The sequence below is a fragment of the Streptomyces sp. NPDC001194 genome (assembly GCF_042896985.1).
GTDB lineage: Bacteria > Actinomycetota > Actinomycetes > Streptomycetales > Streptomycetaceae > Streptomyces.
In genome coordinates this window covers 101,957-112,230 of record NZ_JBIAXU010000002.1, presented here as the reverse complement: position 1 = coordinate 112,230, position 10,274 = coordinate 101,957, and the positions used below count along the sequence as shown (strand labels likewise).

Below are 10,274 nucleotides of genomic sequence, written 5' to 3'. Positions count from 1 at the left end.
GAGCCGGGGTCTCCGGGGCGGCCACGGCGCGGGTCGCACGGCGGCGGGTACGGGCCGGAGCGGCGGCCGGAGCGGCCTCCTCGGCGGCGGGGGCGGCCGGAGCGGCCTCGGCCTCGGTCACCGCGGCGGGGGCGACGGGCGTCCCGCCGGGCGGTCCCGCGGGCCTCGACGCGGCACGGCGACGCCTGCGCGGAGGCAGGTTGTCGCTCGGGCTGCCGCTGTCGGCGCCACCGGTGGTGTTGTTGGTTTCGTTGTTGAGCATGCGGGCGGTTCTCCCGTCACGCTCCCGGGCGCCGCGGCTGACTTCCGGTCCGGCTCGGTTCCGCGCCGATCAGCGCGGAACCGGCCTCCGGGGCGCGTTCGCCACACGGGAGCTGTAGTCCATGGCCGCCGGTTCCGTACGTCTTGTCCGTACGGCCTGGCGGAAGTCTTCAGGTCTGTGCGCGGCCCGACCCAGGTGGCTCCCGAGTGCCAGGGCTGCGCGACGACGACGATCCTTACGCGGCGGGACCTTCCGGCGCCTTCGCGTCGGCTGCTACGGCGGCCGTGGGTGGGGCGGCCGTGACAGCCTCGCGGTCGGGCGCGAGCGGGTCGGTCACCGTGCCGGACTCCTCGTCGAAGAGCCCCTGCGCCAGCCTGGTCACCGCTGCGGGGACCGGCGGCGCCAGGTCGGCCACAGCTTGGAGACCGGACAGGACGTCGTCGGGTCGAACGGCAGGTGTCAGATGCCGAACAACCAGCCGCAGTATCGCACAGGCATTGTCCGGCGTCCTATCAGCCGGCGCGGGAACCGTGACGAGGCTGACCACGGCGCCCCGGGTGTCGAAGGTGCGCATGCCGTTCTTGGTGCGGCGCTGCACCTCCACCGCCTCGGCTGCGAGGAAGGCCTCGACCGCCCGCTGGGCGTCGGCGCCCTCCACACCCTCGAGCCGCAGCTCCCACACGGAGGCGGTCAGCCGGTCGGCGAGCCCGCTGGTGCGGGCCTCGACGGCCTCGGTGATGTCGAGGCCGACCGGCATCGACTCGTCGAGCAGTTCGCGGAGCTTCTCGGGGTCGCGGGGCTCGGCGAGCGCGATCTCCAGGTACTCGGCCTCGCTGCCGGTGCCGGTCGGCGCGGCGTTCGCGTACGACACGCGGGGGTGAGGGGTGAAGCCCGCCGAGTACGCCATGGGCACCTCGGCGCGGCGCAGGGCCCGCTCGAACGCGCGCTGGAAGTCTCGGTGGCTGGTGAACCGGAGGCGGCCGCGCTTGGTGTAGCGCAGTCGGATGCGCTGCACCACCGGTGCGGGGGGCGGGCCTTCGGGCTGTCGCTTGCCCAGTGGTTCTTCTCCTTGTGCGGGGCTCCGCGGCTCGCGCGTCGCCCTGAGGTCCGGTGAGCCGGCGGACCACGCCGTGCCCTCTCGGCTCACCCCTGCTGGTGCAGGGAGCGCTCGGGGGCGGGCGGGTTGCTCGCGGCTGTCGTACTACCCAGAGTACGCGCCCGTGACCTCGCCGGTTCCCGGCCGTCCCCCCCGAACAGCGCCTTTCGCACTTCGGCCCGGACCTCGCGGGCGGTGGTGCGGACGCTGCGCCACACATCCCGTACGACATGTCCGACGGGTGTCAGTACGTACCGGTACACCTGCGCCGCGGGCCGGCCGACGAGCACGCGTCCGACCAGCCGGATCCCGCGCCACAGGGCCGAGGCGATCCGCCCGGCGACGTGCCAGGCCCAGACGAGCACCTGCCCGAGCGGCGCGAGCAGGTACCGGTACAGGGCGGCGGCCAGCCATGCGATGCCGAGCCCGACGGGCCGCAGCAGGTACCGGTAGAGGGCGACCACGAGCCAGGCGAGACCCAGTCCGACGGGCCGCAGCAGGTACCGGAACACCGCGACCGCCAGCCATACGAGGCCGTGCCCGACGGGGGTCAGCACGTACCGGTAGGCCGTCGCGGCGAGCCGGACCGCTCCGCGGCCCACCGGCTCGAGCACGTAGCGCCACAGCGCGGCCCACGGCCAGACGAACAGCGCCATGCCGAGGGCCCAAGCGATCCAGGCGACGCCCTTGGCGAGGGGCGCGAGCAGGTAGCGCATGCCGCCGGGGGCGAGCCAGGCCAGCGCCTCCCCGATCGGACGCAGCACGCAGGCGGTCGTGAACCGTCCGGCCGGCGCCAGCACCTGCCCGTACAGGCCCCGCCACACCCGGGCCGTCCCCTGTCCGACCGGGACGAGCAGGTACCGCCACAGGCCGGTCCAGGGCCAGACGAACACCAGCTTGAGCAGCACGGTCAGCACCCGGCCGAGGCCGCGCAGCACCGGCTCGAGGACGTACACGCGCAAGGGCCCGAGCACGTGCCGCCGAGCGGCCCGCCCGAACGCGACGAGCAGATCCCAAACCACCCGTACGGGCAGTACGACGATCAACGTCACGATCTTGACGGGCACCCGGACGACGCCCACCAGGCATCCTTCGCCGCCGTCACCGGGAGGCCGCTTGTCGAGTTCCATACCCGTAGGACACGGGCGAGGCCCCCATCCGTTGCGGGTGGGGGCCTCTCGTGACTCAAGGGTTACGTCTCTTTACTTCACGACCGTCAGGGGAAGGAGCTTCTTGCCCGTGGGGCCGATCTGGATGTGCGTGTCCATCTGGGGGCAGACGCCGCAGTCGAAGCACGGGGTCCAGCGGCAGTCGTCGACCTCGGTCTCGTCGAGGGCGTCCTGCCAGTCCTCCCAGAGCCAGTCCTTGTCGAGACCGGAGTCCAGGTGGTCCCAGGGCAGGACCTCCTCGTACGTGCGCTCGCGCGTGGTGTACCAGGCCACGTCCACGCCGTAGGCCGGCAGCGTCTTCTCCGCGGCCTCCATCCAGCGGTCGTACGAGAAGTGCTCGCGCCAGCCGTCGAAGCGGCCGCCCGACTCGTACACGGCGCGGATGACGTCGCCGATGCGGCGGTCGCCGCGCGAGAGGAGGCCCTCGACGATGCCCGGCTTGCCGTCGTGGTAGCGGAAGCCGATGGAGCGGCCGTACTTCTTGTCGCCGCGGATCTTGTCGCGCAGCTTCGTCAGGCGCGCGTCCGTCTCCTCGGCCGACAGCTGCGGCGCCCACTGGAACGGGGTGTGCGGCTTGGGCACGAATCCGCCGATCGACACCGTGCAGCGGATGTCGTTCTGGCCGGAGACCTCGCGGCCCTTGGCGATGACGTTGACCGCCATGTCGCCGATCTGGAGCACGTCCTCGTCGGTCTCGGTGGGCAGGCCGCACATGAAGTACAGCTTCACCTGGCGCCAGCCGTTGCCGTACGCGGTGGCGACCGTCCGGATCAGGTCCTCTTCCGAGACCATCTTGTTGATGACCTTGCGCATGCGCTCGGAGCCGCCCTCGGGGGCGAAGGTCAGACCGGAGCGGCGGCCGTTGCGCGTCAGCTCGTTCGCCAGGTCCACGTTGAACGCGTCCACGCGGGTCGACGGCAGGGACAGGCCCACCTTGTCGTCCGTGTAGCGGTCCGCGAGGCCCTTGGCGATCTCGGCGATCTCGGTGTGGTCCGCGGAGGACAGCGAGAGGAGGCCGACCTCCTCGAAACCCGTCGCCTTGAGGCCCTTCTCCACCATCTCGCCGATGCCGGTGATGCTTCGCTCCCGCACGGGGCGCGTGATCATGCCGGCCTGGCAGAAACGGCAGCCGCGGGTGCAGCCGCGGAAGATCTCGACGGACATCCGCTCGTGGACGGTCTCGGCGAGCGGGACCAGCGGCTGCTTCGGGTACGGCCACTCGTCGAGGTCCATGACCGTGTGCTTGGACACGCGGTACGGGACGCCCGACTTGTTCGGCGCGACGCGCGCGATGCGGCCGTCGGGCAGGTAGTCGACGTCGTAGAAGCCCGGCACGTAGACCTGGCCGGTCTTGGCGAGGCGGAAGAGGACCTCTTCGCGCCCGCCCGGACGGCCCTCGGCCTTCCACGTGCGGATGATCTCGGTCATGTCGAGGACGGCCTGCTCGCCGTCGCCGATGACCGCGCAGTCGATGAACTCCGCGATCGGCTCGGGGTTGAAGGCCGCGTGGCCGCCCGCGAGGACGATGGGGTGGTCGACCGTGCGGTTCCTGGCCTCCAACGGGATGCCCGCCAGGTCCAGCGCCGTGAGCATGTTCGTGTAGCCCAGCTCCGTGGAGAAGGACAGGCCGAACACGTCGAAGGCGCCCACGGGGCGGTGGCTGTCCACGGTGAACTGCGGCACCTTGTGCTCGCGCATCAGTTCCTCGAGGTCCGGCCACACGCTGTACGTGCGCTCCGCGAGCACGCCCTCGCGCTCGTTCAGCACCTCGTAAAGGATCATGACGCCCTGGTTGGGCAGCCCCACCTCGTACGCGTCCGGGTACATGAGCGCCCAGCGGACGTCACACGAATCCCACGGCTTGACGGTGGAGTTGAGTTCACCGCCGACGTACTGGATGGGCTTCTGCACATGCGGGAGCAGAGCTTCGAGCTGTGGGAAGACCGACTCGGACATCACGCGACTTTCGTGAAGCTGGCAGGGGGCGACTCTCAAGCGTAACCCGAGGCGCAGCCGCCCCTTGCCGCCGTGATCGCCGCCTAGGCGCCCAGCTCCGCCCGGAGCGCGGGGTCCGAGGCTTGCCCCCATACGTCCGGAAGCTCCCGCTCACCCTGTGCGGCCAGGGCCTCTTCACGGGCGTAGAGCACGCCCCAGGTGAAAGCGGACTCTCCCGCTCCGGCCGCCTGGGCGCCGAGGCCGCGCAAGGCCTCGCGGGCGACGACGCTGTCCTGGTGGTCGCCGAGCAGGCTCTGGACCGATTTCACGGCCTTGGCCAGCTGCTTCGCCGCCTTGCCGAGCTCGGCGGTGGCCGCCTCCGCGGCGTAGCGGGCGCGCTTGGCGGCCTTGCGGGCCTCGTGGAGGGCCAGGTCACGCCCTTCGCCCGGGTCCAGGTCGAGGGCCCCGGCGACGCGGGTGGCGAGCCGTTCGTAGTCCTTGAGGACGGCCTTGGGCAGGGCCTGGGCGGCCGGCTTGGCCGCGCCGGGGAGCAGGGGCGGCTCCGCCAGCAGTGCGTCGAGGGAGTCGAGCAGGGCCGCGTACCGCTTGGCGTCGAGGGCGGCCAGCGCGCGGCGCCGGGTCGCCGAGCGGCGGGCGTTGTTCCACGTCCGCAGGCGGCCGCGGACGGGGCCGACCACGAGGGTGCGGGGCAGCTCGGAGACGTGGGCCTGGATGCGGTCGAAGAGGACTTCCTGGTCGCGGTCGAGGCCGAGCTCGGCGGCCAGCCAGCGGAGCTCCTCGCCGATCGGATCGGTGACGGCGCGGTCGAGGACCTTGCGGAACGTCTTGAAGGCGCTGCGCGTCCGGCGGCAGGCGATCCGCATCTGGTGGACGGAGTCCGGCAGGTTGCGGCGGACCGCCGGGTCCTGGGCGACGAGCGCGTCGCGCTGTTCGCGCAGGTACGAGAGGACCAGCGCGCCCGCGGTGCCCTCGGCTCCGGCGGGCCCGGGCCGCGGCGGCGGCTCGGTGCCCGTCTCGGCGAGTGCCCGGGCGAGCTTGGAGGGGGCGTCGGAGACCTTGAGCCCGGCTTTGCGGAACCTCTTCTCGACGGCGTCGAGGAGCGCGGGGTCGACGCCGTCGGCGAGTTCGACCTCGACCTCCGTCCACGCCGCGGCGGCCTCGTCCCGCTCGGCGCGGACGGCGTCGGTCGACAGCTCCGCGAGGAGCGCGCCTTCGGAGTCGAGGAGGTGGGTCACGCGGCGGGAGGAGAGGAGCCGGACCTGCGGCTCCAGGGCGCCGTCGCGGACGCGGGAGCGGACGAGGGCGGCGAGGGCGCGCGGGAGGGTGTCGCCCAGCGGTGCGGTGACCTCGTCGCGGACGCCCGGGGAGACGGGCAGTTTGAGGTGCCAGCCGGCGTCCGCGCCGCCGGTGCGCCGCCTGAGGGTGAGGCCGTCCGCGGCGAGCCGCTGGTCGGGGGTGTCGTAGTAGACCGCGTCGAGGTCGATGGTGCCCTGGTCGGCGACGGCCGCGATCGCGGCCGTGCCGGTCAGGTCAGGGACTCCGCGGCGCTCGGCCTTGCTCGTCGTGAACTCGAATTTGCGCTCGATCTCGCGTTTCGTGTCCGCCATGCAACGAACTTAGTCCTGAACGGATCACCACGGCAGGGTGAACGGGAAAACGACGGCGGAACCGGCCGAAGATCGGCCCCGCTAGGCCGACATCGGCCGTTGCACCCTGATCGACTGCAGCAGCCCGACCGCCACCCACACCGCGAACATGGACGAGCCTCCGTAGGAGACGAACGGCAGCGGCAGCCCCGCCACCGGCATGATCCCGAGGGTCATCCCGATGTTCTCGAAGGCCTGGAAGGCGAACCAGGCGATGATCCCGGCGCACACGATCGTCCCGTACAGCTCCGTGGTCTCACGGGCGATCATGCAGGCCCGCCAGAGGATGATGCCGAGCAGGACCAGGATCAGACCGGCGCCGAGGAAGCCGAGCTCCTCCCCCGCCACCGTGAAGACGAAGTCGGTCTGCTGCTCGGGCACGAACTGGCCGGTGGTCTGCGAGCCCTTGAAGAGCCCGGAGCCGGTCAGTCCGCCGGAGCCGATCGCGATCCGCGCCTGGTTGGTGTTGTAGCCGACGCCGGCGGGGTCGAGGTCGGGGTTGGCGAAGGCCGCGAAGCGGTTGATCTGGTACTCGTCGAGCACGCCGAGCTGCCAGATCAGGATGGCCCCGGCCGCGCCGGAGCCCATCAGCCCGACCACCCAGCGGTTGGAGGCGCCCGAGGCGAGCAGGACGCCGAGCACGATGACGACCATGACCATGACGGAGCCGAGGTCGGGCATCAGCATGACGATGCCCATCGGCGCGGCGGCCAGGCACAGCGCCTTGACCACGGTGCGGTGGTCGGGGTGGGCGAGGTCGCCCGCGTCCACCCGGGTGGCCAGCAGCATCGCCATGACCAGGATGATCGTGATCTTCACGAACTCGGAGGGCTGGAGCGAGAACCCGCCGCCGATCACGATCCAGGCGTGGGCGCCGTTGATGGTGGCGCCGAGCGGCGTGAGCACGGCGAGGATCAGCACCAGGGAGAGCCCGTACAGGATCGGCACGGCGCCGCGCAGGGTGCGGTGGCCGAGCCAGACGGTGCCGATCATCAGCACGAGGCCGATGCCGGTGTTCAGGGCGTGCCGGACCAGGAAGTAGTACGGGTCGCCCTGGTTGAGCTGGGTGCGGTTGCGGGTCGCCGACCACACCAGCAGGGCGCCGATGAAGGACAGGGCGAGTGCCGAGAGGAGTATCGGCCAGTCGAGCCGGCGCAGCACCGAGTCGCGCGAGGTCAGCTTGGCCATCGCGCCGCGCTCGGGCGCGTACCGGGATACGGAGAACTTGTTCGCGGTCTGCATCGGGGTCTCAGTCCTGCCGCGCGGCGGGCGGGGCGGGGGGACCGGCGAGCGCGGGCGCCGGTTCCTCCGGGGACGGGGGCACGTAGGGCTTGATGTCGGGGGCGTCGATGGTGCCGTCGGGCCCGATGGTGGGGAGCTTCGCCTCCGGCTTGAGCAGGAAGGCCTTTTCGGTGTCCTGCTTGCCGGCCATGTTCAGACCGTAGATGGCGTTGTAGATGTTGCGGACGGCGGGTCCGGAGGCACCCGAACCGGTGCCGCCCTGGGAGATCGTCATCACGATCGTGAAGTCCTCGGTGTACGTGGCGAACCACGAGGTGGTCTGCTTGCCGTAGACCTCGGCGGTACCGGTCTTGGCGTGCATGGGGATCTGCTTCTGCGGCCAGCCGCCGAAGCGCCAGGCGGCGGTGCCGCGGGTGGCGACGCCCTCCAGGGCCTCGTTGATCTTACGGCGGGTGGCCTCCGTCATGGGCAGCTTGCCGTGGGCCTGCGGCGGGATCGGCTCGGTGTGCTTGCCGTCGGCGCTGATGACGGCCTTGCCGATGGTCGGGTTCCACAGGGTGCCGCCGTTGGAGATGGCCGCGTAGATGGTGGCCATCTGGATCGGGGTGACCAGGGTGTCGCCCTGCCCGATGGAGTAGTTGATGGCGTCACCGGCGCGCATGAGGTTGCCTTCGAGGCAGTTCTCGTACGAGAGCAGCTCCACGTAGGTGCCGCCCTTCTTCCCGGTCTTGCACCACATGTCCTTGTTGGCCTGCCAGAACTTCTGCTTCCACTCCCGGTCGGGGACCCGGCCCTTCTCCTCGCCCGGCAGGTCCACGTGGGTCTCGGCGCCGAGGCCGAACTGGTGGGCGGTCTTGTAGAAGATCTCGGCCGGGGGCTTCTTGGGGTGGAGTCCGCCGTCCTTGATCCACTGCTGGTGGCCGAGGGCGTAGAACACGGTGTCGCAGGAGACTTCGAGGGCCCGGCCGAGGGTGATGTTGCCGTGGCCCTGGGACTCGAAGTTCTTGAAGACCTGGCCGCCGATGGCGTAGGAGCTCGGGCAGGGGTAGTCCCCGTCGAAGTCGTACCCGGCGTTGACGGCGGCCGCGGTGGGGATGACCTTGAAGATGGAGCCCGGGGCGGCCTGGCCCTGGATCGCCCGGTTCATCAGCGGGACGTTGGACTCCTTGGCGGTGAGCTTGGCGTAGTCCTTGCCGGAGATCCCGCCGACCCAGACGTTCGGGTCGTAGGTGGGCATGGAGGCCATGGCCACGACCCGGCCCGTCTTGGACTCCAGGACGACCACGGCCCCGGCGTCGGCCTTGTACAGGACGCCGGTGTTGCGGTCGATCTGCTTGCGGGCCTCCAGCATGGCCGCGTTCAGCTCGAACTCGGCGACGCCCTGGACGCGGGCGTCGATGCTGGTCACGAGATGGGCGCCGGCGACCGTCGGGTCGTTCTTGGCCTGGCCCATGACCCGGCCGAGGTTGTCGACCTCGTAGCGGGTGACGCCGGACTTGCCCCGCAGGGTCCGGTCGTACGTCCGCTCCAGGCCGAAGCGGCCGACCTGGTCGGAGCGGAGCAGCGGCGAGTTGGTGTTCTTGGCCTTCTGGATCTCCTCGTCGGTGACCGGGGAGAGGTAGCCCAGCACCTGGCCGGTGTTGGCGCCGCCGGGCGCGGGGTAGCGGCGCACGGCGGTGGGCTCGGCCGTGATGCCGGGGTACTCCTCGGGGCGCTCGCGGATCTGCAGGGCCTGCTGGGTGGTGGCCTCGGTGGTGACGGGGATCGGCTGGTAGGGCGAACCGTTCCAGCAGGGCTTGGGGGTCTGGGAGTCGCAGACCCGGACCTTGTTCATGACGTCCTGGGGCTTCATGTCCAGGACGCCCGAGAGCCGGGTCAGGACGCCCTTGCCCTTGTCCTTCATCTTCATCAGCGCGGTGCGGCTGGCGGAGACGACCAGGCGGGTCTCGTTGTCGGCGAGCGGGACGCCGCGGGCGTCCAGGATCGAGCCGCGGACGGCCGGCTGGACGACCTGCTGGACGTGGTTGCTCTTCGCCTCGTGGTAGTACTCGGCGCCGTTGCGGACCTGGAGGTACCACAGGCGCCCGCCGAGGGTGAGGAGGAAGGAGAGGACGAGCACCTGCATGATCACGAGTCTGATCCGCACGCGGGACGTGCGGCCGGTCTCGGGGGCATTGGTCACGGGAGCTCCTCCCTCACAGCTTCTTGACGCTCTTCACACTCTTGATCGCCTTGACGCCCTTTATCCGGACGGCCTTGTTGGCGCGGCCGCGTGCGAGCCCCCGCCGCAGGCCGCCGCGCTGACTGCCGATGCGCAGCCCGGTGCCGCCGGCGAGCCAGCCGGAGGACACGTCGGCGGCCTGGGCCTGGCCGCCGCCCGCCTCCACGGCCATCGGGTCGTTCTCGGCCCGCCGGGCCAGCGCCATGATGAACGGCACGGTGAAGGGGGCGAGCAGCAGGTCGTAGAGGGTCGCGGTGAACAGCAGCCCGGTGAGCCCGACGTGACGGGCGGCCGTGTCGCCGACGAGCGCGCCCACCCCGGCGTAGAGCAGGGTGGAGCCGATCGCGGCGGCGACGACGGTCAGCATCGGGCCCCAGGCGGAGCGGAACCGCCCGGAGTCGGGGCGGGCCAGCCCGGCGGCGTACCCGATGACGCAGAGCACGAGCGCGTACCGCCCGGCGGCGTGGTCGGCGGGCGGGGCCAGGTCGGCGAGGAGTCCGGCGGCGAAGCCGATGAGCGCGCCGCTGACGTGCCCGTACACGAGGGCGAGGGCGACGACGGTGAGCAGGACCAGGTCGGGTACGGCGCCGGGCAGTTGCAGCCGGCCCAGGACGGAGACCTGGACGACGAGGGCGACCACGACGAGCGTGGCCGAGAGCAGGATCCGGTTGAAGCGCATGGG

The 10,274-nt window shown here is 71.5% G+C and carries 8 protein-coding genes; all 8 read right to left on the bottom strand.

The annotated features are described in order from the left end of the window. Positions 1 to 262, bottom strand: a 262-nt coding sequence (locus ACFY1T_RS05210; RefSeq protein ID WP_390787420.1) for a hypothetical protein, incomplete at its 3' end; no start/stop codon positions are given. Positions 263 to 497: 235 nt separating this feature from the next. Beyond that, complete coding sequence (locus tag ACFY1T_RS05205) at positions 498 to 1,277, bottom strand: TIGR03936 family radical SAM-associated protein (protein WP_030862383.1); 780 nt, start codon at positions 1,275 to 1,277, stop codon at positions 498 to 500. A 128-nt stretch (positions 1,278 to 1,405) separates the two neighbouring features. Continuing rightward, on the bottom strand, positions 1,406 to 2,488 hold the full coding sequence (locus ACFY1T_RS05200) for a hypothetical protein (RefSeq protein WP_390787042.1): 1,083 nt from the start codon (positions 2,486 to 2,488) through the stop codon (positions 1,406 to 1,408). A 72-nt stretch (positions 2,489 to 2,560) separates the two neighbouring features. Next, a complete protein-coding gene (locus tag ACFY1T_RS05195; protein WP_327132048.1) occupies positions 2,561 to 4,486 on the bottom strand; it encodes a TIGR03960 family B12-binding radical SAM protein in 1,926 nt (641 codons plus the stop codon). Positions 4,487 to 4,566: 80 nt separating this feature from the next. Further along, on the bottom strand, positions 4,567 to 6,090 hold the full coding sequence (locus tag ACFY1T_RS05190; RefSeq protein ID WP_390787041.1) for a CHAD domain-containing protein: 1,524 nt from the start codon (positions 6,088 to 6,090) through the stop codon (positions 4,567 to 4,569). 81 nt (positions 6,091 to 6,171) lie between these two features. Then, complete coding sequence (gene rodA, locus ACFY1T_RS05185) at positions 6,172 to 7,371, bottom strand: rod shape-determining protein RodA (RefSeq protein WP_030862371.1); 1,200 nt, start codon at positions 7,369 to 7,371, stop codon at positions 6,172 to 6,174. A 7-nt stretch (positions 7,372 to 7,378) separates the two neighbouring features. Continuing rightward, positions 7,379 to 9,553, bottom strand: coding sequence for a penicillin-binding protein 2 (mrdA, locus tag ACFY1T_RS05180; RefSeq protein ID WP_390787040.1), 2,175 nt, complete (start codon positions 9,551 to 9,553; stop codon positions 7,379 to 7,381). Positions 9,554 to 9,566: 13 nt separating this feature from the next. Continuing rightward, positions 9,567 to 10,271 carry a rod shape-determining protein MreD gene (mreD, locus tag ACFY1T_RS05175; RefSeq protein ID WP_030862365.1) on the bottom strand — a complete coding sequence of 235 codons (705 nt, stop codon included), beginning with the start codon at positions 10,269 to 10,271 and terminating at the stop codon, positions 9,567 to 9,569. Positions 10,272 to 10,274: the final 3 nt, after the last annotated feature.

Excerpts from the sequence above, each read along its gene's own strand:
- mreD (WP_030862365.1), bottom strand. The coding sequence starts at position 10,271 with ATGCGCTTCAACCGGATCCTGCTCTCGGCCACGCTCGTCGTGGTCGCC.
- ACFY1T_RS05190 (WP_390787041.1), bottom strand. The coding sequence starts at position 6,090 with ATGGCGGACACGAAACGCGAGATCGAGCGCAAATTCGAGTTCACGACG.
- ACFY1T_RS05200 (WP_390787042.1), bottom strand. The coding sequence starts at position 2,488 with ATGGAACTCGACAAGCGGCCTCCCGGTGACGGCGGCGAAGGATGCCTG.
- rodA (WP_030862371.1), bottom strand. The coding sequence starts at position 7,371 with ATGCAGACCGCGAACAAGTTCTCCGTATCCCGGTACGCGCCCGAGCGC.